Origin of the sequence: Maricaulis sp., assembly GCF_034670125.1 — a bacterium.
In the GTDB taxonomy this organism is placed as follows: Bacteria; Pseudomonadota; Alphaproteobacteria; order Caulobacterales; family Maricaulaceae; genus Maricaulis.
Genome location: NZ_JAXMOC010000007.1, coordinates 37794 through 62194, shown reverse-complemented (window position 1 = coordinate 62194; position 24401 = coordinate 37794). Strand labels below are relative to the sequence as shown.

26 protein-coding genes and 1 tRNA gene are annotated in these 24401 nt (G+C 62.4%); 19 read left to right on the top strand and 8 right to left on the bottom strand.

What is annotated here, in order from left to right; genetic code table 11:
* Window positions 1-37 precede the first annotated feature (37 nt).
* From VOI18_RS12565 to VOI18_RS12540, 6 genes are all read left to right on the top strand, one after another.
* Window positions 38-1834: a tetratricopeptide repeat protein gene (locus tag VOI18_RS12565; RefSeq protein ID WP_323762764.1), complete on the top strand. Its 1797-nt coding sequence runs from the start codon at window positions 38-40 to the stop codon at window positions 1832-1834.
* A gap of 5 nt (window positions 1835-1839) precedes the next feature.
* On the top strand, window positions 1840-2784 hold the full coding sequence (locus tag VOI18_RS12560) for a hypothetical protein (protein ID WP_323762763.1): 945 nt from the start codon (window positions 1840-1842) through the stop codon (window positions 2782-2784).
* An 82-nt stretch (window positions 2785-2866) separates the two neighbouring features.
* Complete coding sequence (locus tag VOI18_RS12555) at window positions 2867-3832, top strand: sulfotransferase (RefSeq protein WP_323762762.1); 966 nt, start codon at window positions 2867-2869, stop codon at window positions 3830-3832.
* Window positions 3829-4878 carry an ATP-grasp domain-containing protein gene (locus VOI18_RS12550; protein WP_323762761.1) on the top strand — a complete coding sequence of 350 codons (1050 nt, stop codon included), beginning with the start codon at window positions 3829-3831 and terminating at the stop codon, window positions 4876-4878. The genes VOI18_RS12555 and VOI18_RS12550 overlap by 4 nt, the downstream gene beginning before the upstream one ends.
* The gene (locus VOI18_RS12545; RefSeq protein ID WP_323762760.1) at window positions 4875-5603 is read left to right on the top strand and encodes a cytidylyltransferase domain-containing protein; all 729 of its coding nucleotides are present in this window, start codon (window positions 4875-4877) and stop codon (window positions 5601-5603) included. Before VOI18_RS12550 ends, VOI18_RS12545 begins: the two co-directional genes overlap by 4 nt.
* A 3-nt stretch (window positions 5604-5606) precedes the next feature.
* Complete coding sequence (locus VOI18_RS12540) at window positions 5607-6524, top strand: N-acetylneuraminate synthase family protein (RefSeq protein WP_323762759.1); 918 nt, start codon at window positions 5607-5609, stop codon at window positions 6522-6524.
* Here the strand turns inward: VOI18_RS12540 and VOI18_RS12535 are convergent, their stop codons facing one another.
* Complete coding sequence (locus VOI18_RS12535) at window positions 6525-6833, bottom strand: GIY-YIG nuclease family protein (protein WP_323762758.1); 309 nt, start codon at window positions 6831-6833, stop codon at window positions 6525-6527.
* A 276-nt stretch (window positions 6834-7109) separates the two neighbouring features.
* Window positions 7110-7823 carry a cupin domain-containing protein gene (locus tag VOI18_RS12530; RefSeq protein WP_323762757.1) on the bottom strand — a complete coding sequence of 238 codons (714 nt, stop codon included), beginning with the start codon at window positions 7821-7823 and terminating at the stop codon, window positions 7110-7112.
* A gap of 144 nt (window positions 7824-7967) precedes the next feature.
* Here VOI18_RS12530 and VOI18_RS12525 point away from each other — a divergent pair, with 144 nt between their 5' ends.
* Window positions 7968-8846, top strand: coding sequence for a MoxR family ATPase (locus VOI18_RS12525; protein ID WP_323762756.1), 879 nt, complete (start codon window positions 7968-7970; stop codon window positions 8844-8846).
* Window positions 8847-9259: 413 nt separating this feature from the next.
* Here VOI18_RS12525 and VOI18_RS12520 read toward each other — a convergent pair whose 3' ends face one another.
* Window positions 9260-9742, bottom strand: a complete 483-nt coding sequence (locus tag VOI18_RS12520; protein ID WP_323762755.1) for a hypothetical protein — start codon at window positions 9740-9742, stop codon at window positions 9260-9262.
* A gap of 452 nt (window positions 9743-10194) precedes the next feature.
* On the opposite strand from VOI18_RS12520, the gene VOI18_RS12515 reads away from it, so the two are divergent.
* A complete protein-coding gene (locus VOI18_RS12515) occupies window positions 10195-10797 on the top strand; it encodes a CatB-related O-acetyltransferase (RefSeq protein WP_416374884.1) in 603 nt (200 codons plus the stop codon).
* A gap of 12 nt (window positions 10798-10809) precedes the next feature.
* Here the strand turns inward: VOI18_RS12515 and VOI18_RS12510 are convergent, their stop codons facing one another.
* Window positions 10810-11940: a hypothetical protein gene (locus VOI18_RS12510; RefSeq protein ID WP_323762753.1), complete on the bottom strand. Its 1131-nt coding sequence runs from the start codon at window positions 11938-11940 to the stop codon at window positions 10810-10812.
* 233 nt (window positions 11941-12173) lie between these two features.
* On the opposite strand from VOI18_RS12510, the gene VOI18_RS12505 reads away from it, so the two are divergent.
* A complete protein-coding gene (locus VOI18_RS12505) occupies window positions 12174-13409 on the top strand; it encodes a parallel beta-helix domain-containing protein (RefSeq protein ID WP_323762752.1) in 1236 nt (411 codons plus the stop codon).
* Window positions 13410-13427: 18 nt separating this feature from the next.
* On the top strand, window positions 13428-14552 hold the full coding sequence (locus VOI18_RS12500; protein ID WP_323762751.1) for an SO2930 family diheme c-type cytochrome: 1125 nt from the start codon (window positions 13428-13430) through the stop codon (window positions 14550-14552).
* Here VOI18_RS12500 and VOI18_RS12495 read toward each other — a convergent pair whose 3' ends face one another.
* Window positions 14553-15104 carry a TetR/AcrR family transcriptional regulator gene (locus VOI18_RS12495; protein ID WP_323762750.1) on the bottom strand — a complete coding sequence of 184 codons (552 nt, stop codon included), beginning with the start codon at window positions 15102-15104 and terminating at the stop codon, window positions 14553-14555.
* Between the two features lie 259 nt (window positions 15105-15363).
* Here VOI18_RS12495 and VOI18_RS12490 point away from each other — a divergent pair, with 259 nt between their 5' ends.
* Together VOI18_RS12490 and VOI18_RS12485 are read left to right on the top strand one after the other, a co-directional pair.
* Window positions 15364-16539, top strand: coding sequence for a vWA domain-containing protein (locus VOI18_RS12490; protein WP_323762749.1), 1176 nt, complete (start codon window positions 15364-15366; stop codon window positions 16537-16539).
* Between the two features lie 31 nt (window positions 16540-16570).
* Window positions 16571-17137, top strand: coding sequence for a DUF1131 family protein (locus VOI18_RS12485; protein ID WP_323762748.1), 567 nt, complete (start codon window positions 16571-16573; stop codon window positions 17135-17137).
* Window positions 17138-17160: 23 nt separating this feature from the next.
* Here VOI18_RS12485 and VOI18_RS12480 read toward each other — a convergent pair whose 3' ends face one another.
* Window positions 17161-17784, bottom strand: a complete 624-nt coding sequence (locus VOI18_RS12480) for a glutathione S-transferase family protein (RefSeq protein ID WP_323762747.1) — start codon at window positions 17782-17784, stop codon at window positions 17161-17163.
* A 188-nt stretch (window positions 17785-17972) separates the two neighbouring features.
* On the opposite strand from VOI18_RS12480, the gene VOI18_RS12475 reads away from it, so the two are divergent.
* A complete protein-coding gene (locus VOI18_RS12475) occupies window positions 17973-18299 on the top strand; it encodes a chorismate mutase (protein WP_323762746.1) in 327 nt (108 codons plus the stop codon).
* Here the strand turns inward: VOI18_RS12475 and VOI18_RS12470 are convergent, their stop codons facing one another.
* On the bottom strand, window positions 18300-18638 hold the full coding sequence (locus tag VOI18_RS12470) for an Hpt domain-containing protein (protein ID WP_323762745.1): 339 nt from the start codon (window positions 18636-18638) through the stop codon (window positions 18300-18302).
* A gap of 143 nt (window positions 18639-18781) precedes the next feature.
* Here VOI18_RS12470 and VOI18_RS12465 point away from each other — a divergent pair, with 143 nt between their 5' ends.
* From VOI18_RS12465 to VOI18_RS12445, 5 genes are all read left to right on the top strand, one after another.
* Window positions 18782-19222, top strand: coding sequence for a hypothetical protein (locus tag VOI18_RS12465; protein WP_323762744.1), 441 nt, complete (start codon window positions 18782-18784; stop codon window positions 19220-19222).
* Between the two features lie 68 nt (window positions 19223-19290).
* Window positions 19291-20397, top strand: coding sequence for a lyase (locus VOI18_RS12460; protein ID WP_323762743.1), 1107 nt, complete (start codon window positions 19291-19293; stop codon window positions 20395-20397).
* A 154-nt stretch (window positions 20398-20551) separates the two neighbouring features.
* Window positions 20552-20627: transfer RNA gene (locus VOI18_RS12455), tRNA-Lys, on the top strand.
* Window positions 20628-21470: 843 nt separating this feature from the next.
* Window positions 21471-22187 (top strand): hypothetical protein, encoded by a 717-nt coding sequence (locus tag VOI18_RS12450; protein WP_323762742.1) that lies wholly within the window; start codon window positions 21471-21473, stop codon window positions 22185-22187.
* A complete protein-coding gene (locus VOI18_RS12445; RefSeq protein WP_323762741.1) occupies window positions 22184-22807 on the top strand; it encodes a hypothetical protein in 624 nt (207 codons plus the stop codon). The genes VOI18_RS12450 and VOI18_RS12445 overlap by 4 nt, the downstream gene beginning before the upstream one ends.
* A gap of 160 nt (window positions 22808-22967) precedes the next feature.
* Here the strand turns inward: VOI18_RS12445 and VOI18_RS12440 are convergent, their stop codons facing one another.
* Complete coding sequence (locus tag VOI18_RS12440) at window positions 22968-23150, bottom strand: hypothetical protein (RefSeq protein WP_323762740.1); 183 nt, start codon at window positions 23148-23150, stop codon at window positions 22968-22970.
* Window positions 23151-23263: 113 nt separating this feature from the next.
* Between VOI18_RS12440 and VOI18_RS12435 the strand changes: the two genes are divergently transcribed.
* The gene (locus tag VOI18_RS12435; RefSeq protein ID WP_323762739.1) at window positions 23264-24382 is read left to right on the top strand and encodes an alpha/beta hydrolase; all 1119 of its coding nucleotides are present in this window, start codon (window positions 23264-23266) and stop codon (window positions 24380-24382) included.
* The last annotated feature ends 19 nt before the right edge of the window (window positions 24383-24401 follow it).

Genomic DNA, 24401 nt, shown 5'->3' with positions numbered 1-24401 from the left:
TGCCTTGCCCGATAGAATCGAGGCAGGACTGATCACCATGCAAAATGCCAGCACGCTCGACCTTGATGCGGAGATCTCCGCCGAGGCAGAAGTCGAAAAGAACGAAACCCGCGACTCGGTGCCGCTTGGTAAGCAGGCCGTCCGGGTGGATGCCCATCTGGATCGCGTGCCGGCCGACCGCCGCCGAGTCTTCCAGAAAGTCGCGGCCCTCGCCAAACGCGCCATGAGGACTTCAGCGGAGGGCGATAATGTCGCCGCTGCCCGCCTGGCCCACAAGGCCTACACGCTGGCGCCGGACATGGCGCTCACCAATCATGTGCTCGGCTTGATGCTGTACAATCTGGGACGTCTGTCACGGGCACTCGATTTTTTCGAGGCCGCCTGGAAGATCGACCCGAAAGACGCGGAAATCTACCAGAAGCTCGGCTTGGTCGCCTGGAAACTCAACATGCTCGATGCGGCCGAGAAGTTCTACCGGCTACAATACAAGCTCGCGCCCACAGCGGTCGACGCGACGATCAATCTGGCCGGTGTCCTGCGCGATGCCGGAAAGTTTGAGGAAGCGACGGAAATCCTGCGCACCGCGATCTACGCCAACCAGGAAGATTACGAGCTCTGGAATTCGATGGGCACAGTCATCAATGACAGCGGCGACCCGATCCAGGCCCGGACATTCTATGAGGAAGCGCTGCGCCTCAAGCCGACCTACGGGCGCGCTCACAACAACATGGCCAATATCCATGAACTTCTGGGCGAGCCGGAACTGGCCATCCCGCACTATGAGGAGGCCCTGAAAGACCCGGCTGACCCCATGGAGGAAGCCACCATGCGGCATGGCCGATCCATGGTCATGCTCGCGGCCGGTCATATCGCGGACGGCTGGGCGGCCAATGAAAGCCGGCTGGACCCGAACCGCGCCCAGGCCACGCTCTTCACCCTCAAGCCGCCGCGTTGGGATGGCGTCGACCCCGGCCAGATCCGCGGCAAGACACTGGTGCTTGTCGGCGAGCAAGGGCTTGGCGACGAAGTCCTTTTCATGAACATTGTCAAAGACCTGATCGAAGCCATCGGGCCTGATGGTGAGCTGCGCATCGCCTGCGAATACCGACTAATGCCGCTGGTCAAACGCTCATTCCCCCAGGCTGTCGTCGGACACCACATGTCGGCCACCGTCGAAGGCCGCGACATTCGGGCTGTCCCGAAACTGGAGGACGGCGCCGATTTCTGGACGCCGATGGCCACGCCGCTCCGCGCTTTCAGGAACCGGATCGAGGATTTTCCGGCCAGCGCCGGATTTCTGGTTCCCGACCCGCAGGTCCAAGCCGGCTTTCGCGATCAGATCGACAGTTTCGGCAGCGGGCTGAAAGTTGGCGTCTTGTGGAAGTCGTTGAACATGAATGCCCGCCGGTCGCGCTTTTTCTCGGCGTTCGACGCTTGGGAGGGCGTACTCAAGACGCCCGGTGTCGACTTCATCAACCTGCAATACGGCAAGGTCGAGGAGGAACTGGCGCTGGCCCGGGATCGCTTCGGGGTAACGCTCCACCAACCCACCGACATTGACCTGAAGATGGATCTCGACAAGGTCGCGGCCTACGCCTCGGCTTGCGACCTCGTGCTCGGGCCGATGAACGCGACCTCGAACCTGGCCGCAGCCTGTGGCGGCAAGGTATGGTTCATCCATGCGCGGTCCTCAACCTGGACCCTGCTCGGCACCGATCGCCAGCACTGGTATCCGCAGACACGGTCCTTCTTCGGATCCGGATTCCGCGACTGGGACAGTACCATGAAACGCGTGGCGGACGAGCTGGCGGCCCTGGCCGCCTCGCCTGCCTGATCGCGGTGACGGCCAGCTTCGCCATCCGGGCAGACGGCTCGACCACAATCGGGCTCGGCCATGTCATGCGATGCAGTGCACTGGCCAACGCGCTGATCGACTGCGGCGCAACCGTCTCCTGGCTGACGGCCACACCGGACCATGTTCCGGCGGATCTCGACGGGTCCGTCGAGCGTGTCGTGATGACCGACGAGACAGAACTCGCTGACGCCCTGGCCAGCCGGGGCATCCGCCATCTGGTCGCCGACTGGAAAGAGACCAATCCGCAGCGGGTGTCTGATCTGCGACGTGCCGGCGTGCACATCACCCTGGTTGGAAACTTCCTCCATGGCGCCGTCCCGGACCTGCATGTGCGGCAGGGCTTCCTGCCTGGCCTGTCACCATCCGGTGCTCCCGCGCTGAGCGGTCCGAAATACCTCCTCCTGCCGCGATCCTGCCGCGCGCTGCCACCGCGTCGTGTCGCGGAGCGGCCCCAGCGTGTCCTGCTGTCGCTGGGTGGCACAACCACCCCGCTGCTGGCCCGGCTACAGGCGCAAATATCAGCGGAGTTTCCCGATCTGGCGCTGGAATGGCGTGGCCCGGCCCAAGCCGGACCGGTTCACCCCCTGGTGGAAGCCTTGCAGCAGACCGACATCGGCATCCTGGCAGGAGGGACCACACTGCACGAGGCGGCGGCCACTGGCTTGCCTACGGTGTGCCTGCCGATCGTCGCCAGTCAGTTCGATCGGGCGGAGCAGTTTGAAAGCGCCGGCCTGGGCGTCAGCCTCAACCCTGTCGACCCCGGCTTCGAGCACCAGTTCGCGGCCGTTCTTCAAGCCCTCGTGGCCGATACCCACAGGCGCCGGGACATGGCCCGGAAGGGCCAGGCCCTGGTCGATGGCGACGGGGCAATCCGGGTCGCGTCGCACCTTTGCGCACTCGCGACCGGAGCAAGCCGGGAATCGCAGTAAATCCTTAAGCTGAACCGCGTCCATTGAAGTCCAGCCGGGCGTGTGATTCGTTTCGTCCGCGACACAGGAAGCCGCACTCACGATGACCCGCATTTCCTCCGAAAAGAACGCCGACACCGGTCAGGTCTGGCCGAATTTCCTGGTCATCGGCGCGCCGAAATCCGGCACGACCTCGCTCTATCACTATCTCAACCAGCACCCGGACGTGTTCCTGTCGAAAGTCCGCAAGGAAGGCCGCTTCTTTTCCGGAGTTGGCGATGGATCGGTCTACTGGCCCGAATTCTACCACTTCGATACGGCGCCGGATGTCAGCGATTATCAGGCACTGTTTGCCGGCTATGACGGTCAGAGCCGGATTGGCGATGTATCGCCGGACTACTACGCCTATGCGCCGATCGCGGCCCGGCGCGTGATGACCTATTGCGGTCCGGACACCCGGATCATCGCCATCCTGAGAAACCCGGTTGATCGCACCTGGTCGCACTATCTTCAGAACGTCCGGCGCGATGCCGAATTCTATTCGTTCGAGAAAGCACTCGCCGACGAACCGCGCCGCATCGCCGCGAACTGGGGTTTCCAGTGGCTGTACGCCGACACCGGTCGCTATGCCGACCGCCTGCGGCAATATCGCGACCGGTTTGCCAACATGCTGGTGTTGCTGCAGGACGAACTCGACGAGGACGGACCGGGCACGGTTCGGCGGATTTTCGAATTCCTGGACATCAATGCCGACGCGCCGGTCACGGTCGCCCAACGGTTCAATACCGGCGGCATCCCGCGCTCGAAAATGCCGACCCTCCAGGGCGCCCACGACGACCGGGACGCAGACAGTTTCGAAACACTTCATGCCGAATTGGTCGCCCCGGTGACCGGTGTGTCCGGCGCGACCAGTGCTGACGGCGTTTACCCGCCGATCCAGGACGACGCGGTCTCCATTCCGCCCATGGCCGATGAGACCCGGGTCCGCTTGCAGGCCCGCTTCGACCCCGAGATCGTCGCGCTGGAAGACTTGCTGGGTCGGTCCCTCGACCGGTGGCGCCCCTCATGAGCCTGGCCACACTCACCTCGGGCATCCTGGTCACCGGTGTCGGCGCGCCGCCGGGCCTGGGGACCCTGCGCTCGCTCCGATTGGCCGACCCCGACGTCAAATTGGTCGCGGCCGATATCAACCGGCTGGCCGGTGGCATGTTCGAGCCGGGCACGACAAGCGTGGTCCTGCCCTCCGCGTCCGACCCCGAGGCCTATCGCATCGCTGTCCGGCAGGTCTGCACCGAGCGCAAGCTCGACATCATCATTCCGGGTTCCGAAGCCGAAGTCGCCGCCCTGGCACCGGTCGCTCGCGACTGGACCGAGGCCGGCCTGCGGGTCCCGGTCTCCGATCCGGACGTCATCGCCTTCGGGATCGACAAGGGCCTGTTGCTGGAGCGCGTCAAGCGCGTCGGCCTGCCCCATCCGCAAACATTGCAGCCCACCTGCGCCGAGGACCTGGCGGACTGGTCCGGCGGCTATCCTTGTGTCGTCAAACCCCGCACCTCGCGCGGCGCGCGCGGCGTCGGCTATCCGGCCAGTGCGCAGGAATTGGCGTCGATGTGGCGCGAGACGGTGGCGGAGCACGGACCCTGTGTCGTCCAGCAGCTGATCCCCGGCGGCGCCGAGACCATCTATACGATCGGCTCGCTGTGGAATCGCGGCGACCTGATTGTTTCCACTCTGCACCGCAAACTGCAAACCAATCCGCCGACCGGCGGTGTCGCCATTGCCGGCGAGACGGTCGATGATCCCGAGCTGATGGCGGCTGGACTGGCGGTGCTGCAGGCCTCCGGCCCCTGGCACGGACTGGCCGCGGTCGAGGTGAAGCGCCCCACGCCGGATGCGCCCGCCTACCTGCTGGAGATCAATCCGCGCATGTGGGGCTTTGGCTATCTGATGACACTGGCCGGCCTCAATGTCCCGGCCCTGCTGGTGCGCATGCTGGCAGGCCGGGAGCATTTGTCCGGCCATATCCCGTCAACCTTTCCGCCCTACACTCCCACGCGTATGGTCCGATCATGGCAAGACATCGAAATCCCGCCGAGCACGGAGACAGGCAGATGACCCGAACCGTAGCCGTCATCCAGGCCCGCACAGGCTCGAACAGATTGCCCGGAAAAATCCTGGAAACGCTCCACGATGACGTGTCACTGCTGAGCTATCAGTGTCGTCAGCTGCGCACGATCGAGGGCGTCGACGAGCTGGTGATTGCCACCACGACCAATCCGGACGACGACGCGGTTGTGGCGCTGGCCGAACGCGAGGGCATTCGTGTCTTCCGTGGCTCGGAAAACGATGTGTTGTCGCGCTTCCTGATGGTTGCCGGGCACACCCTGGCGAAGACAATCATCCGCATCACCTCCGACAGCCCGTTTCGCGATCCCGACGTGATTGCCCGCTGCGTCGCCGAACACCGCAAACACCAAGCCGAGTATACCCGCCCCAGCGCCGGGCATCTGCCCAAGGGGCTGCGCGCCGAAGTGGTCGAGACCGCCGTCCTGCGCCAGCTCGACGAAGCGTCCGAAACGACCCGTCGCGACCGTGAACATGTGACGGTCTTCATCCGTGATCATCTGGACCGCTTCCGCTGTCACACGGTCGACTTTCCTGAAGCGGTCAGGCGTCCGGACCTTGATGTGTCGGTCGACACGATCGAGGATCTCGAGCTGGTTCGGGCGCTTTTTGCCGCCCTTGCCGATCGCGACTGGCCCGTCGACACCGGGCATCTGTGCCACCTCTTCGACGAGACCAATGTCCTCAAATCCATCCTCACAGACCTGGCCTCCTGACCCATGACCCATATCGATGTCATCGCCGAAATCGGCTCCAATCACGGCGGCGACCTCGATGAGGCCAAACGCTATATCGAAGCCAGCGCCAAGGCCGGCGCCGATGTGGTCAAGTTTCAGACGCTGACCCGCGACGGCCTGATCGCCCGCTTCGTGAAGGGTGCCGACGGCACCATCTCCGAAAATCCGAAGTTCGCCGCCTTCGGCAATGCCGGCCTGCCCGATGAGTGGCACGGCCCGTTGATGGCCTGCGCGACAGACAATGGCGTCGAGTTCATGTCGACCCCCTTCTCGCTCGCCGCCGTCGAGCTGATGGAGAGCCTTGGGGTCAAACGCTACAAGATCGCCTCGGGTGATCTGACCTATACGCCGCTGCTGGAAGCGCTCGGGGCCACCCGAAAGCGCCTGATCCTGTCCACCGGCGCCAGCTATCTCGACGAGGTGACCACCGCGGTCACCACCCTGACCCGCAGCGGCTGCCCGCATCTCACCGTTCTGCATTGTGCCGCCAGCTATCCGCCGGCCTGGGAGGATCTCAACCTGTCGGCCATCACAACGCTCAAGAAAACGCTGGGGCTACCGGTCGGCCTGTCCGACCACTCACCCGGTGCCATGGCGCCGATTGCCGCGGCGGCCCTGGGCGCGGTGGTGATCGAAAAGCACGTCACCTTTGACCGGGCGACGCCGGGTCCGGATCATCCCTTCGCCATGGAGATGGATGAGCTGGCCGCGATGATCGCCGATCTGCGCAATCTGGAGATCGCGCTCGGTGATGGCGACAAGAAACCGGCCGCCAGTGAGATCAATCGCCGCCGCAATCTGCGCCGGGGCCGCTACGACGCCGCCACCGGCAGGCCGGATGATCACGGCACCGACTGGCTGCGCCCGCAACACGCTCCGGACGATCGCGCGGAGTCTTGATCAATCCATCGGCGCCCACATCTGGATGGTCTCGTATAGGTCGTCCCAATCGGGATTGGTGCGCTCGATCAGATTGATCTTCCATTGGCGATGCCAATTTTTCAGGCGTTTCTCGCGCTCTATGGCAAAACCGAAATCCTGGTGAAACTCGTACCAGACCAGGCGATTGACCTTGTACTTCCGGGTAAAGGCCGAGCCCTTGCCTTCCTTGTGCAGCATGATCCGCATCGCGATATTGCCCGTCACACCGATATAGAGTGTGCCGTTGCGCTGGCTGGCGAGGGTGTAGACGCATGGATGGCGAGCCATGCGTGGAGTGTACCGCTGGCGTGTTGGCGCGTCCGTGATGCCGGTCACCATCTGTCATTTTTCCAGCCTCTACCAACCGTCATCCTGACGAAGGTCAGGACCCAGATTGTAAAGCGAGATGGTGCCCGGGCTGGATAAGTCTCGCCCTTGGATCTGGGCCCTGACCTTTGTCAGGGTGACGCTAGTTTGGAAGCATTGCGCAAATAGCTGGAGTCAGCACTTGAACAAAAAAAGGGCGCCCGGGGGCGCCCCTTTTGTCGTGGCTGACATCGGAAATTACTTGGTGCGGATCGCGTCGATCTTCGAGGCCGAGACACCATCGACAATCGTCCGGTTGATCATCGGGTGGTCCTCGTCCTGCGGGCCGAAATCACTGTCCGGATGGTAGGCGATGACCCGCATCTCGGTGTCGAAAGTGCGGAATTTGTGGTTGCCCTCATAGGGGATACGGAACATCACGCCCGGCTCGAGCGGAATGATGCCTTCCGGCGTTTCGCACTCGCCGCGCCCGGAATAGACAACACCAATGCGGTCGGACGGATGGGTGTGCGGGGTCTGGTCGATGCCCGGCGGGAAGTAGAGCAGGTTGAGACAGGGGTCGCCCATCTTCACCGGCGCGATCAGCAGGCTGTCGGTGCAGCCATCAATATATTTCAGGCGCCCCTGGGCCTCGACCGGGCCACCCACCATGAAGAAGGCCTGGTGGTTCTCGCGGGCCATAACGATGCCGCGACCACCGGAGACGGTGAGCGTATTGTTGGCCGAGAAATACATGCCCGCCTGCAGCTTGAACTGGCCGGACGCTGTCACCAGCGTCGCCTCGCCTGACTGGACGAAACCGAAATAAGCCGTATCCACATTGCCGAGGTCGAGCGTTTCGCCGTCCCAGGCATGCAGGGTCGTCGGGAAATTCGGATCGCAGTCCGCCACTTTCCCGGTCAGCCATTCGAAGGCGTAGAAGTTCTGGGTCCGAATCATCCCGTCAGCCATGGATCGAGCACCTTTTCCATATTGCGATCCCACTCGACGGGATTCGTCTTTACAGTCTCTTAATCGACGCGTGTTGGCGGCGAATACATAATTATCCGCTCATCGCCTCTGGAGACATGCGACCAATCGCGCTAGATCGCTCCCATGCGCTTTGAAGGTACAGATCAGTATGTCGCTGATGGAGAACTGAGCGCCGCGGTCAACGCCGCGGTGGCTCTCGAGCGCCCGCTCCTCGTCAAGGGTGAGCCGGGTACGGGCAAGACAGAGCTGGCCAAGCAGGTCGCCCAGGCGATGGGCATGCCGCTGATAGAATGGCACGTCAAATCAACGACCAAGGGCCGCCAGGGGCTGTACGAGTATGACGCCGTCGCCCGCCTGCGCGACAGCCAGCTCGGTGATGACCGCGTCCACGACATCAACAACTACATCCGCAAGGGCAAGCTGTGGGAGGCTTTTGCCGCCCCGGAGCGCTCCGTCCTGCTGATCGACGAGATCGACAAGGCCGATATCGAATTCCCCAACGACCTCCTGCAGGAGCTCGACCGGATGGAATTCCATGTCTACGAGACCGGCGAGACCATCAAGGCAGCCAATCGGCCGGTCATCATCATCACCTCGAACAATGAAAAAGAACTGCCCGACGCCTTCCTGCGCCGCTGCTTCTTCCACTTCATCGCCTTCCCCGACGAAGCGACCATGCGCAAGATCGTCGAGGTCCATTATCCGGGCCTGAAGGGCCGCCTTCTGTCAGAAGCACTGACGCTCTTCTACCAGATCCGCGACGTGCCCGGCGTCAAGAAGAAGCCCTCGACCTCGGAACTGCTGGACTGGCTGAAACTCCTCCTCGTCGAAGACATCGACGCCTCCGTCCTGGCCGAACGCGACCCGCGCAAGCTCATCCCGCCGCTGCATGGTGCGCTTTTGAAGAACGAGCAGGACGTGATGCTGTTCGAGAAGCTGTCCTTCATGGTGCGGAGACCAGGTGGGCCCGGTGAGGGTCCGCGTGGGCCGGGGGCGGCTTAGGGAAAACCTGCGGACGCCTACCCCATTTTTCCCGGCCGAAGCCCCGCAACAGCGGGGCGCAGAGCCGGGACCGACGGGCCTGACCGGCAAGCAATGAGGCTCACGTTGGTCCCGGATCGCGCAGATGCGCGTCCGGGAAAAATTATGGGCGAATGGCGACTGGTGATCCGGTTTCGGGTCGAGGCGCGGAGCGCCCACCGCGCCATAAATCCCTTGCCGGGAGTTCGCCGTATCCGGTTCTTGAGCTCAAGGGTGAAACCGCGAAGCGGCGGCTGCGCCGCCCTTGACCTCAAGAACCGGATACGGCCCGCTGGCTGACAAGAGTTCTATGGATTAGGCCGCGCTCGGCGCGGGAGATAATCCTGTGATCCGTTTTTTCCCTAGCACTGACAATCGGTGGATAGGCTGCAGTCTTACTGAGCCTCCTCTAGCTCCAAGACCTGTTCGACATGCAAAGCCCAAGGGTCAAATTGCGTACTCGTAATTGGTTCGACTGAGCGTAATTTGGCTTCACTGCCAAGAACAAACATATACAGCACGCCTTCCACCAAATCATATCTCACGTCGCAACCATCAGAAAAATCGTCGAAATCCATGCCTCCATAAAAGCTTTCACTTATCAGGTAACCTGGGTCGCGATGTTCAATCGTGGCGCCAATTTCCCGCCAGCCAATCTCATCGCGAGTTTCACCGGGAAGTGCGTACAAGTCACCCAGTTCAAGCCAAGTACCGGACATCCTGTATGATAGGACAACACCCACCTCGATTTGGCCGTCCTCTGCTGCCAAGGGCACGCCGACAAACACATCTCTCGCTGCAGCAATATCCTGATCATCCAGCACCTCAAAACACGACGCCGACACGAGCACTCCAAGCATTATTGAAGAAAATGTCATTGATCCACTCCTTAAGAGATGGGCGGGATAAATAGCGACAAACATCAATTTCACGAGCAACGGAACGGGTCCACATACCATTTATTCTGTGTCCAGCTCGGGACGCAATCTTCTGTCCAATTTGGCTCCTACCCTCGAGACCCAAGCGCGGGAGAACGGTGCATGCCCCAGTTTTTCAGGATGCCATCCACCGCATACGCACCGTCATCCGCGTTTCCAATTGATGCGCGGGCCTTCCAGATGACAGCCCAACCAACGACAGCTATAAAACGGGGCCCAACACAGGAGAGCGCTCACATGAACATGTCCGGCTAGACCGCGCCTGACCGGGAGACCGGAGGCGCATTTCGACGATCCGAAATCCACCTCCCACCCGGAGTCTGTTCATGACTGCTTCTTCCAACACCCCCGTCTTCGATCACCCTGCCCTCGACCCCATGAACCCGGCGCCCATGCCGGCGGCGCCGTCGACGGCCTATCTCAAGCCGCTGGTCGCCGGTCATCCCAAGATCACCGCCGGCGATTACAGCTATATCCATTCCTTCGATGATCCGGCCCGCTTTGCCGAGACGCAGCTGAAATACGCTTTCGACTTCATCGAGGACCGTCTGGAAATCGGCAAATTCTGTTCGATCGCGGCGGATGCCAGCTTTGTGCTCAATGGCGGCAATCATTTTGCCGACCGGCTGTCGAGCTATCCCTTCCCGATCTTCGGTTGCTGGGGTGAGCCCGATCCCGGTCCCTGGCCGAACAAGGGCGGGATCACGATCGGCCATGATGTGTGGATCGGCTGGGACGCGGTGATCATGCCCGGGGTCAGCATTGGCCACGGCGCCATCATCGCGGCGAAGTCGGTGATCACCCGCGATGTCGCGCCCTACACGATCGTCGGAGGCAATCCGGCCATGCCGATCCGCAGCCGCCTTCCGGACTGCGACGTCAAGCGCCTGCTGGCACTCGCCTGGTGGGACTGGCCGGTCGAGACGATCCGTGCGGCATCGGATGCGCTGATGATGGCGGATATCGACGTGCTGGAACGCTCAGGACCCGGCTAGTCTCCCGAGCGGTCATTCCGCCGAGCGCGAGAGCGTGTAGGTCCCGGACTGAATCCACTCCGCCTCGGCATCGGCGCGCATTTCGGCGATGATGGTGACTGTGTCATCAGTCATGGACTGCCAGCGCCAGCGTGTCAGGGCAGACGGGGTGAAATTGCGGAACCCGTCATAGAAATTGGCTTGCCAGGAACCAATCACGAGATCCGGGGCGTGGTGGAAACCTGCCCCCTCACCGCCGGTACGGGCGACGGCGTAGCTGTGCCGTTCGCCGGGCACGTCCGTGAGCGAAAACTGTACCCAGTGTTGCAGGATGGGTGACCAGCTCCAGATCAGCAGGGTCTCGTGACCGTCCATCGTCATCAGCCCGCCAACGGCGCAACCATCGAGCATTTTTTCCGCCTCCAGACGCCCCGTGGTGACGCGGCCATCGGCCAGGGTCCGGGTTACCGTCCAGTTGCCGGCCAGACCATCAAAGGCGCCGTGCGGCTCGGTCGTGCAAAGCAGGTCACCATTCTGGCCGGGCCAACCGGTTTCGCGGGTCAGCGGCCTCGCGTCCGGTGCGATCCGGTCGAGATCGATGATCGTCCAGGTCTGCCAGCTATTGCCGGCATCCGCCGTACTCGCACCCTCCCACCGGAAACTGCCATCATGGATGTCCGAGAAGGTATAGCGCCTCACAACCGGCGCATCCGGTGTCGAGCGCTGGGCATCGTGACTGTAGAGCTGGACACGATTGCGAAGGGCCGGTCCCATCAGCTGGTCGGTGAAGGCGAGGCCCTCAAATCCGGCGGTCGGCCAGTTCTGGACCATGATCCACTCACCGGTTTCACCGTCCCGATAGCGCACGGAAATTCCGCGTCCGGAGGCCACTTCTGGATCGATTTCCAGTGGTTCGCCGAATTCCACCAGCGCCTTGCCGTCCAGCATCGTGTAGACGTGCTGGCGCAAATGCGACCCCTCGGCGAGAAAGTCCAACCCGTCCGGATCGCGCGGCCGCCAATTGGTGGTCCATTCGCCCAGCCAGAAGTCAAACGCTCGCGCTTCAGGCGTCTCAAGCCCGTCTGCGAAGGTCTCGTCCGGTGCGTCCGTCCAGAGTGGCGCGCCTTGCAGCGCTGTCGCCAGGATCAATGCCGTGACTGCCATGTGTGGTCCCCGTGCCGTCGTGCCAGACAGATTGGACCGGCAGGCCTGGCCTGTCCTGCCCCGACTGTTCACAAACTGGTGAGGCGGTGCGTGGAGGGCACACACTGTCAAGAAACGGAAACTTTTTCCGTTTCTTGTTGCGACCGCGCCCTGTCTATGAAAATTTGCTAGTAGACTTGTTCGGCGTCAGCCGGACAGGAAATCAGGGGCGGCGCGATGCCGGGGAGAGCAAGATGAAGACTATCAGGTTTCTGGTCATTGGCGCATCGGCGCTGGTTCTGAGCGCCTGCGGGAACAGCGACACCTCACGCGATGTGTCGAGTGCCGATGCCGGCTATCAGGCCGTCCTGCTGGAACAACTGATTGACGCCCAGCCGGGTGACGTCATCGAAATTCCCGCCGGCATCTACAGCTTCGACCGCTCCTTGAGCCTAAATGTCGACGGCGTGACCATTCGTGGGGCCGGCATGGAGCAGACGATATTGAGCTTCCAGGACCAGATCGCCGGTGCGGAAGGCCTGATCGTCACCGCCAATGATTTCACGCTGGAAGACCTGGCGATCGAGGACACCATCGGGGACGGCCTGAAGGTCAATGGCGGCGAAAACATCGTCATCCGCGGCGTCCGCGTCGAATGGACGAACGGCTACGCAACCGAAAACGGCGCTTACGGCATCTATCCGGTCCAGACCACCAATGTGCTGGTCGAGAACACGGTCGCCATCGGTGCCTCGGATGCCGGCATCTATGTCGGCCAGTCGCGCAATGTGATCGTCCGCAACAGCCGGGCCGAATACAATGTTGCCGGTATCGAGATCGAGAACTGCATCGGCGCCGACGTCTACGGCAATATCGCCACCAACAACACTGGCGGCATCCTCGTCTTCAACATGCCGAACCTGCCGCAGCCGGGCTATCATACCCGCGTCTATGACAATGACATCTTCGCCAACAACACCGAGAATTTCGGTCATGCCGGCACCCCGGTTGCCAGTGTTCCGGCCGGGTCGGGCGTGGTCATCAACTCGAACGACCAGGTCGAGATCTTCAACAATCGGATCTCTGATAACAATACCGCCAACATCATCATCTCCAGCCTGCATTCGACCGGTTATTCCGACTACGCGGTGCAGTCCGATTTTGATCCCTATCCGGAATCGATCTGGATCCACGACAACACCTATTCCGGTGGCGGCACATCACCGGACGGACTTGACCTGACCGCGCTGAAGATCGCCCTGTTCGGTCTCAACGGTGCCTTGCCGGACGTGCTGTTCGACGGCTTCGTGGACGAGGCCAAGCTGGTTGACGGGGTCCTGCCGGACGCATTGCGGATCTGCGTCAGCGACCCGGTCGACGTGCTCAACGCCGATGGTCCCAATGGCTATGCCTCGCCGAGCGTCGACACCGACGCCTTCCGCTGCAGCCTCGACAGCCTTGGCGCCGTCGAACTTGCCTTCGCCGACTAAGCAGAGCTGGGGCCTGTCGTGAGCGTGTTTCGTGGACTGATCGTGATCGGCGCTGCCGCCATGGCCGCCTGTTCACCCGGCGCTCCGACAGCGCAATTCCATGCCGAGGGCAATCCCCGGCTGCTTTCGGAATGGGGCCAGCTCGGTATCGTGGCCGGTGATCTGCAGCTGGCCGATGGTGTCGTTCCCTACGATCTCAACACGCCGCTTTTCACCGACTACGCCCTGAAGCTCAGGACCATCTGGATGCCGGCAGGCGAGACCGCTGGCTATCGCGAGAACGACACGCTCGATTTCCCGGTCGGCACGGTGATCACCAAGACGTTCTACTACCCGCTCGCCGACTCACCCGGACAGGTCAGGCGCGGCGATGGTCACAGCCTGACCGACGCCGATGGCAGTCTGGACCTGTCCCGCGTGCAGCTGATCGAGACCCGTATCCTGGTGCACCGTGAGACGGGCTGGGTGGCCCTGCCCTATCGCTGGAACGCGGACCAGAGCGAAGCCGTCCTGCTGCGCTATGGTGACGTCGTCCCCCTGACCGTGGCCGAGCGCGACGGCGGTGCCACCACATTCAACTATGTCATGCCGGACGTGAACCAGTGCGCCAGCTGCCATGCGCCCGACTCAAATACCCGCGAAATCGCCCCGATCGGTCCGAAGCCGCGCCATCTAAACCGTGATTTCGACTACCCCTCGGGCACCGCCAACCAGCTCGAACACCTGACACAGATCGGCTACCTCACGGGCGCCCCCACACCGGACAACGCGCCGCGCAATGCCGACTGGGAAGATCTGGAGGCGTCACTTGAAGCGCGCGCCCGCGCCTACCTCGACGCCAATTGCTCGCACTGCCACAGCCCGGTTGGACCAGCCGACACGTCAGGGCTGAATCTCGAGCCGGATATCGCCCACGGACCGGCCCTGGGCATCTGCAAACTGCCGATCGCTGCCGGTGCGGGAACAGGTGACCGCCGCCACGACATCGTGCCCGGCCAACCCGACGCGTCTATCCTTCTGTTCCGCCTCGACAATGTGGAGCCCGACCAGATGATGCCGGAAGTCGGACGCTCGACCAATCATGTCGAGGGGATCGCGCTGATCCGCGCCTGGATCGAAAGCCTGCCGGGCGATTGCGACTGATCAGTCCAGATAGGGGGCGAGATAGCGCTGCAAGGCCATCAGCGTTTCATTGAAATAGGTCTCGGCCTGTTCCGGCCGGTCACGGGTGGCGAAGATCAGGACTTCGGCGGCACAATAAAACTCCACCGTCAGCCGGGCGACCACGTCGGGATCGCCGTCGTGAAAGCCGTCCATGCCCTTGTGCCAGCGATGCGACAGGACCCCGGCCAAACGGACATTCCAGCGCTCGCGGACGGCCCGCAATTCCGGGGTCGTGAGGGTCAGCTGGAAGACCGCGCCATAGGATGGATTGCCGGCGACCAGCTGGCGCAAACCATTCAGCATCCCGAAGACACTGATCCGCCAGTCCTGCTCTTCGGGGTCCTCCAGAATAGTCGAGATGATGGCCTCGGCCTCGAGCATGAACGCCTCGAGAATGGTGCAGTGAAGGGCGTAGATATTCGGAAAATAGCGATAGACCGAGCTCACCGGCACACCGGCCTGGGCTGCCACGCTGGATGTGGTGATCGCGTCGGCGCCGTCGTGCTCCAGCAGATATTTGGTCGCGGCCACGATCTTGTTGATTCGGTCCTGTGAACGCTTCTGCCGGGGGGCAGCGCGACGTTCCAGGTCAACATTCTCCGTCGGAGCTCGCTCGTTCACAGTCCGCCTCATGGAAATCATTCCGCAACTTCGCACACCGACGCGGTTAGGCAAGTGTGACCGACGCGCCGCCGCTTCGGGTTTGCCAAGCGGGCCAATGCAACGGTTCCAGCCGCACCACCCGCACACATCCCCTTCCCAGCCGCGCGAACCTCGCTAGATTGGGGCCATGCTGCATCACTTCTTCACCGAACTCCGCGCTGCCAAGATCCCTGTCACGACGCGGGAATACCTGACCTTGCTGGAAGCGCTCGACAAGGGCGTGATCGAGCCGGAGATCGCGCATTTCTATTCGGTCAGCCGGGCTGCGCTGGTGAAGGACGAGAAGGATTTCGACAAGTTCGACATGGTGTTCGGCCATGTCTTCAAGGGCGTCGAAATGCTCAGCGCCATGTTCGAGGACAAGGAAATCCCTGACGAATGGCTGCAGGCGATGATGAAGCGCATGCTGACCGAGGAGGAAATGGCCGAGCTCAAGGCCCTGCCCTTTGACGAGCTGATGGAGACACTGAAGAAGCGCCTCGAGGAGCAGGAAAAGCGCCATGAGGGCGGATCCAAGTGGATCGGCACCGGCGGCACCTCGCCCTTCGGTCATTCCGGCTACAACCCGTCCGGCGTGCGCATTGGCGGCGAAAGCCAGAACAAGCGCGCCGCCAAGGTCTGGGAGCAACGTCGCTACAAGGACCTTGATGGCGAACGCGAGCTCGGCACGCGCAATCTTAAAGTCGCCCTGCGCCGCCTGCGCAAATTCGCCCGCGACGGCGCCCGCGAGGAACTGGATCTGGGCGAAACCATCGACGCCACCGCCAAGCAGGGCTGGCTCGATGTGGTCATGCGCCCGGAGCGGCGCAACGCGATCAAGGTGCTGGCCCTGTTTGATGTCGGCGGCTCGATGGACCCGCACATCCGCCTGTGCGAGGAGCTGTTCTCGGCGGCCCGTTCGACCTTCAAGAATCTGGAATATTTCTACTTCCACAACTGCCCCTATGAGGGGGTGTGGCGGTCAAACCTGCGGCGCCGGACCGAGACCGTGCCGACCCTGGACGTGATGCACAAATACCCGGCCGACTGGAAGGTCATCCTGGTCGGTGATGCCGCCATGGCGCCCTACGAGATCACCCATGATGGCGGTTCCGTTGAGCACTGGAATGAAGAGGCCGGCGCGGTCTGGCTGCAACGCATCGCCGACACCTGGCCGCACCTGATCTGGATCAATCCGACGCCGGAAAAATGGTGGGAGCATTCCTACTCCACCCGCCTCGTCCAGGACATAATCGGCGCCGACCGCATGTTCCCGCTGACCCTGGAAGGGGTCGACGCGGCGATGAAGGAACTGGCCCGCTAAGTCGTGGTCCGTTGAAAAAGGACGCTCAAGGATGCCCGTGCCCCGCTCGATCACTGTGACAGCCTTCACCGCCAGCCTCGTGATTCTTGCGTCCTGCTCGGATACCCCGGACGCCGAAGCGTCGGGGCTGTGGTCAGCCAATCCCGACCGGATCGGGCCCGTCAGCGCCGCAACGCCCTTCAGCCAGGACGCGCTCGGTGCGGCACTGGGTGGTTTCACGGTGACCCCGGGCCAGGCGTCAGCCGAAGGCGAGACCTATCTGGTCTATGAGGCCCGCCGGGCGGCCGCCGGACCAGCCGAGGTGATCATCGACGGTGATGGCGATCAATTGCTTGCGGTTACAATCCGAGTGCCGGGACTGCTCCGGTCGGCACCGGATGTCGGCATGTCGGCCGGTGCGGGTGAGCTTGACCCCGGCAATTGTTTTCCCGGCGTGGAGGAGCGGTCCGGCGATATAGTTTGCCTTGATCCGCGACCGACCGGTCTGACTTACTGGATCCGCGTCGAGCACGGCGGACCCGACGGCGAGATGCCACCGATGGAAACTCTCATGGCTGGAACCGTCTACGAGATCCAATGGGTACCGGTACCGGCTTGATCGGCCGTAAGCGATCGGTCACGTCAGGCTGACCTGTTGGCCCGCCCGTCATCCGGGTCCAGATCCAACTCGTTCTCGACCCGTGCCACCCAGGACCGGACGCCGAGGAATTCGTCGAGATCAAACCCGCCCTCATCGGCGACGCGGGTGTAGGCCACGAGCGCGATGTCGGCCAGCGACAGCCGCTCGCCCACGATGAAGTCGCGTGACAGGAGGCGCATCTCCATAACGCCCAATGCCCGCCGTCCCTTGGCCATCAGCTGCGGGTCGATAGCGTCGTCCGGCATGTTCTGGAAGGCCCGCTGGAAGCGCCGCACGGCGATGTAGGGCTCGTGACTGTATTGTTCCCAGAACATCCATTCGAGCATCTTGGCCTGGTCGAACGGGTCGGCTGGGACCAGTTCGGAACCATTCGCCAGGTGGAAAATGATGGCGTTGGACTGGGCCAGGATGCGACCGTCCTCGCGTTCAAGGCACGGCACCTGTCCGGCCGGATTGATGGCCAGGAAATCCTCGGTCCGGGTCTCGCCCTTCACGACGTCCACGTCATGCCAGTCATAGGCAATGCCCAGCCGGTCGGCCGTCCACTTCACTTTCAGGCAATTGCCGCTGCGGCGATCACCATAGATGCGTACCGGTTGGGACATGTCGCGACTCCTGTGCGTCCTGCCGCAGCATAGCGCGACTGCAGGCAAGATCGAGGGGCGTTTGCGGCGTGCCTGCAGCGCCATCAGCGGATCAGGTGCCTGCGCCGCCCGGACTGTGACAGTCCGCCGCTTGGGCGTCTGTGCGAGCCCGCCTATAAGAAGGCAAACGAGCACAGGTTCCATTGCCCATGACCACGACAACCCGCCCCGGCGTCACCCGGCCAGAAGACTGCCAGACCATGCAGGAGGTCCGCGCCGGCGTTGACGCGCTCGACCGCGAGCTCGTTGCCTTGGTGGCCAAACGGGCCCGCTACATGGAAGCGGCGGCCCGGATCAAGCCCAGCCGCGACGTGGTCCGCGACGAATGGCGGATCAATGACGTCATCTCGAAGGTGAGCGCGGAGGCCAAATCGCGCGGCCTCGCGGTGGAGATTGCCGAACCGGTCTGGCGCGAACTGGTCGAACGCTCGATTGCCTATGAGTTCAGCGTCTGGGACGCCACGCGGACCGACTGATCAGTCAGCGTCGGCGAAAGCCAGCTCGGTCTCCCGAAACGCCTGGGCAACCGCCAGCCGGGCTCCGGCCCAGGCGGCCTGTGGCTGGATTTCCGCCTCGTCACACACATTCGCCAGGGCGAACGCGCCGACACCGCGGGCAGCGCCCTTCAGCGTATGGCAGGCGGCACGCCAGCTGGCCGGGTCCGATGGACGGTCCATGATCGCGAGACAGCGCCGCGCCTGATCACACATCAGCGTCAAAAGCTCATCGCGCAAGGCCGGATCACCCGCCGTGTACCGGGCCAGGTGGGCCGTATCGAAGAGCGGTGCGTCGGTCGGTTTCATGGCGACAATCATGCAACTGTCCTAGCGCCCGCGCCTTAACAGCGCCCTTAAAACGCCGCCCGGCCAAGGGCGATCACTCATCTTGGTGAATAAGGTGTTCACATTCGCGTCAGGCGCGAAATGTCAGATTTCCCGTGCAAAATCGGGAGGATCACATGTTCAGATCTGTCAAAACCATCGTCTGTGGCCTTGCCCTGGCGATCGGCGCCGGTGGCCTTGCCGCCGCGACGTCAACACCCTCACCTGCACCCGCACCGGCACAGGAAAAGGTTGCCGAGGCCGGCGAGAAGCGGCTGCAAAGGCGCCATCATCGCCAGCGCGACCACTATCGGGACCGTCGGGGTTCCAACCGCGGCTATAGTGACCGTCGTGGCGGGCGCCGTGATTATGGTGACCGTCGTCGGGGCCGCCACGACTATCGCGATTACCGCCGCCACCAGTCGCGTTGCTGGAGCGAAAGCCAACGCTCCCGTTTTCGCGGGCGTCCAGCCATAGTCAGCGTCCGTGTCTGCCGGGATCGCCATGGCCGGAACTATACCGTGCGGGGTTCGGCACGGCTGGTCCGCTATCTGCGCGCGCCTCGCCGTCACTGGTAGCCCAGGACCTGGAATACGCTTGAAGGCCCGCCCTCGGCACGATAATTTCGCGCCGAGGGAGGCCCGTTATGCCACACGATACAAACCGCTTTCACCTGACCGCTGCCGGCGCCATTTGCGCCTTGCTCGCCGCCTGCTCGGCGCCTGAAACCGTCCCCGGCGACGATGGGGCCGATGGCACAGTGCCGACACCGGCCTCAAGCGAAGCCTCCCGCCCCGCCGATGGCGTCACCGCGCCCGCCGGGAGCCGCGAACTCAATGCCGTCGACATCCAGGAATGGGACGTGCCATGGGAAGGTCGTCCGCGCGACCCCGACACGCTGAACGGTGAAACGGTCTGGTTCGTCGGCCAGGCCAACTCCTATATCGGCCGCCTCGACGTTGCGACCGGTGAGATGACCCGCACCGACCTGCGCGAGGGTGCAGGTCCGCACAATCTGATCGTCCATCCCGACGGACGGATCTGGTATGCCGGCAATCGGGATGCCCACATCGGCATTTACGACCCGGCCAGCGAGACATTCGACTATGTGGAAACGCCGCCGGACACCGTTGCCGACCCGCACACCCAGATTTTCGACGGCAACGGGAATATCTGGTTCACCAGCCAGCGCAGCAATTCGGTCAGCCGTCTCAACATGGAGACGCGTGAGCTGGCCACGGTCATGGTGCCCACCCCGGGTGCCCGCGCCTACGGCATCAAGCAAGCCCCGGACGGCACGGTCTGGGTGGCCCTGTTCGGCACCCACAAGCTCGCCTCCGTGGACCCGGAGACAATGGTGCTCACCGAGCATGACCTGCCCCGGGACACCGCGCGCCCGCGGCGCCTCGGTATCACGTCGGACGGTCGCATCTGGTATGGCGATTTTGCCGATGGCTATCTCGGCGTGCTCGATCCGTCCGACGGGTCGATCACCGAATGGGCCATGCCGTCGGGCGCCAATGCCCGGCCCTACGCCCTCGCCGTCGATGGCCGGGACCGGGTCTGGTTCGTGGAAACGGGTGTCGATCCGAACTGGTTTGTCGGCTTTGACCCGGCTGCCGAGGCGTTCGTCTCCATCACCGGCATCCCGTCTGGCGGCGGTGTTGTCCGTCACATGAGCTACCTGCCGGCAACCGGCGAAATCTGGTTCGGCAGCGACATGGGAACCATCGGCCGCGCCCAGGTCGAATAACCGGCGATTAGCGGAACCGGAGCACCGGTTCCGCCCGCCATCCTGGCACCGTTCACCGGCCACGCGTCCACGCATGGCAGGCATGTGCAATCGGGCAAAGGAATGGCTTGCTTTTGCGCCGCGTCGGCGTATTTTCCGCCGCTTCCCAACCGGCGCGCCTATAGCTCAGTTGGTAGAGCAGCTGACTCTTAATCAGCGGGTCCGAGGTTCGAGCCCTCGTGGGCGCACCAATTTTTTCAATAAGTTATGCTGGTTGCCGAGCTGCGCGAATGCGCGATTGATACCACTGCGCTACCAAGAAACATCAATCCGCCAACCACTTGCCCGTTTGCTTGTTCGTTGCTCGATGAACTGTCGCACGTTACGTTGTGGCTTGAGCGTTTGCACCGGAGCGACCTTCGGCAAAATCTTGGGCATTCATCGCGTTGGCAGTGGCGGCGTTGGCCAACACTCCCAGTCCTGCCGAGGCGCAAGACCTCGAATGTGTCGTTGAGCGGAAGTTCAATCCCCCCTATTTCTGGAGGCCTCATTTGTCAGAATGGCTAAAAACACACTCGCCAGTTTGGCTATCCTTAGCTCTGATAGCTCTAGCATTTGCTATCGCCATGCTCGCGATGACCCAACGATACCAAATCAGCACCGCGCCTGGCCCCCAAGCCATTGTGCACATTACGCGAGTAGATCGCCTAACCGGCGAGGTGGAGCAGTGCCTGAGATTTCCTAATGGGGCCCGGTTGGGCGCACAGGAGCGCGAAATCGAGCGATTGCAGCCAGAATGGTGTAGGGAGCGGTTCACTTAGCCGCCCATTACGCGGCACAGACCTACTGGCGTTGAACAAGCTAGCATTGCGGACCGCCCTCGTTCACCGTCACGTGCTCTACGGTGGGCGTTTGTGTTGTCCGTCACACCGCAGCCGACATCGTGAAGCATCGCGTGCGGGCCGGTTCAAGGTAGCGCGGAGACCACCAGAAACCGGAGCCGCCCGCCTGGCGAGGCCAGCGCAAAACTCCCCAAAACACGTCATAGAAACGCTCGACATCTCCCGCTAGGGTTTCAACCAAAGGGGGATGATATGGCTGAAAGCACCTCATCTGAGAGTTCGAACGCGCCTGAATCGCGCCAACCATCCGGAGCATTCTTCAACTGGATGATGGCCATCTTTTCCGCGCCATTCGCGGCAGCGTCAATCTATGCAGTGTTCCGGGATTGGATTCCGCTCGGCATCGGACCTATCTCTATGGAGTTTGTGGAATTCTATGAAACGATAATCGTGCCGTTCTTCGCGTTCGTTCCAGAATGGATTGTCGGGCTGTGGGGATGGGAGCTGCCGAAGTGGTATCAAGCCGTTCTTCCCGTTTCCATTGTGATTACGGCGGCATGGGTGCGAGGCTCGTTGTCTGCGGGGCTCTCTCCGGTCGCAGCGTTTTTCTATTCTGATGAACCGGGGCCTCGCTTTCCGATACAAGCCATCTTATGCGCCGTTGTTGCCCTCAGTTGTTTCCCAGCACTGACCCTCGCCGCGATGGTCGGTTTCATAATAATGCTATTCGCGCTGCTAGTTCCTTTTTTGCCCATCGTTTTTGGTCTCATTCTTCCCGCGAACCTCGTTGTTCTGTTGGTAGCCAAGATTACCACCGGACGTTGGTTGGGCTATCACGTGCCGAGAGCGTTTCGAGTGGACGCTAGAGGGTTTGCGGTACTGTTCTATCTGTTGAATATATTTCTCGCGGGCACCGCGATTTGTTTGGCATTTGTCGAGAATTGGTTTTTCACGGGAGGCGTAGGATGACCGACACCACCCAGACACCACGCAGGTCTTGGAACCCGTTCGGGTCCGTCTTCACCATCCTCGGAATCCTCATGGGAACCGCATCTCTCATCTCGCTCATACAGAGATGGAACGGCGTCGAGATTGTCTCAGAAATCGCGCGTGATGCGCTGTCTCTTTATCGACAGATGATGGAGCAATTCAAATTCGCTCTATTCGACTGGTGGACGCCGGTGGAGTTGCCACTTGGGTGGGTGTTTGAGATGCCCGTGTGGGGTATGGACCTGCTGGCTCTTTGGGGGCTCGCCGCAGCTTCCGACCTTAGACGCACAGCTCGCGGCTTGGAACGTAGCCGACAACATCATCACAAGCACGGTGAGAAGTGGCCAGTCACCTCTACGGGAAGTCAGATATTCTTCGGTCTCTGGGAGATCAAAACGAAACGCAACGGCCGGATTCTGCCGTTCGGCTTCGCACTGTCTGTCATCTACAATCTTCCACTCGCGCCGGTGAACTACCTGATGCGGTTGGTCCGGCTAGTTAGTTGGCCGCCCAAGGTTGCGGGAGCCAACAAAAGAGCGCGTGAACTGGGGTTCAGCGGCTTTTTCTTTGGAGGCGCAAGACCCTCGCACGATACGTGAACACCCGCTGATTGAGTTGCTGTATGGACTCTCAGTGCCGGTAGCGGCTGCGGCATTCTTCCTCTGGAAAGCCATCCAGATCACGCCGTAGCGTTTGACATCACAGAATATGATTTCTCGTAGCCGGTCGGGATGTGACGCTAGCCAAAACCGATAGCAGCTACTCGCCGCGGGAGGCTGCACCGCCAACACTCCCCACAACCGCCTGCCCACCCTCATTCACCGTCACATGCTCCACGGTCACCTTTTGCTGGCCCTTGCCATGATGCTTGTTCAGGGCGTCTAGCTGCTGGGTGTAGATCCGGGTGAAGCGTTCGGTACTGCCAGAGCGCCGCGCTGACACGGATCAATTTGCGTGTGCGTCAATGCCGTCCGGCCCGATTGACCAACTGACCGGCCGCGTGACAAGTCAAACCCTTGCCGCCGCTCCGGCGATCACGGGGAGATGTTTCGTCCATGGCCAGATTTCACCCCTTGTTCGCCATCCTGGCCGCACTCTTCACACTTGCCGCCTGTACCCATGCGCCGGCACGTCTTCCGATCATGGAGACGTCGGCAGCCGACGGGCGTAGCGAGGCGATCCTGATTGCGACCACGCGGGCGCCCAGTCCGGACCCGGTTCTGCGTCTTGGCAATTTGCGCGGCGATCTGTCCTTCGCCCGGGCCGATGTGTGGGTGCCCTCGAACCGGCTTGCCGGCGAGATCAACCATCCGTCCCGTCGACCAGACCCGTCCCGTGAATTCGGCCTGATCGGGTATCAGGCCGGGATGACCGCTGCGGACTGGTCGAGCGAGCTCGACCGCCAGCTGTCGGCCCTGCCCTTGGCGGAACGGCAGGTGCTGGTATTCGTGCATGGCTTCAACACGCCGTTCTCGGACGGGCTTTACCTGAATGCCCAGATTCTCAATGACTTCGGCGTCGGCACGGTCGCCGTCCACTATGCCTGGCCGTCGGCTGGGCGCGTGACAGCCTATCTTCAGGACAGGGACAGCGCCCTGTTTGCCCGGGACGGGCTGGCAGACCTGCTGGTGGCCGTCGCCGAGAGTCCGTCCCTGTCGGTCACTCTGCTCGCCCACTCAATGGGGGCACAGGTAACCATGGAGGCCTTGCGACAACTGAGTCTTGAGGGGCGGAGCGATGTCCTGGCGAAGATCGACCCAGTCATTCTCGCCATGCCGGACATCGATCATGACGTGTTTTTCAACCAGCTGGCCTCGATCGAACCGCCGCCGGCGAACATGACGGTGCTGGTGTCCGGTCGTGACCACGCGCTTCGGGTCTCCGATACGCTCAGTGGTGGCGGCGAGGCCCGGCTTGGCATCGGGGCCCAGCAGGAGACCCTGATCGCTCACGGAATCGCCGTGCTGGACCTGACCGGGCTGCGAGACGGCACAATGATCGGGCACACTGATTTCGCGGCTTCCAGGACCCTGATGCAACTTGCCGCCAGTGGCGCCCTGGACCACGCCTTCAATCCCGACGCCAGCACGTCCGGAAACCGGCTCGCCGGCCCGCTGGCCGCCCTCGCCGCCCAGATCATCCGGCTGCCGGCGCGGGCGTTTGGCGAGAACTGACGGGGCGGCCCGCCCCCCA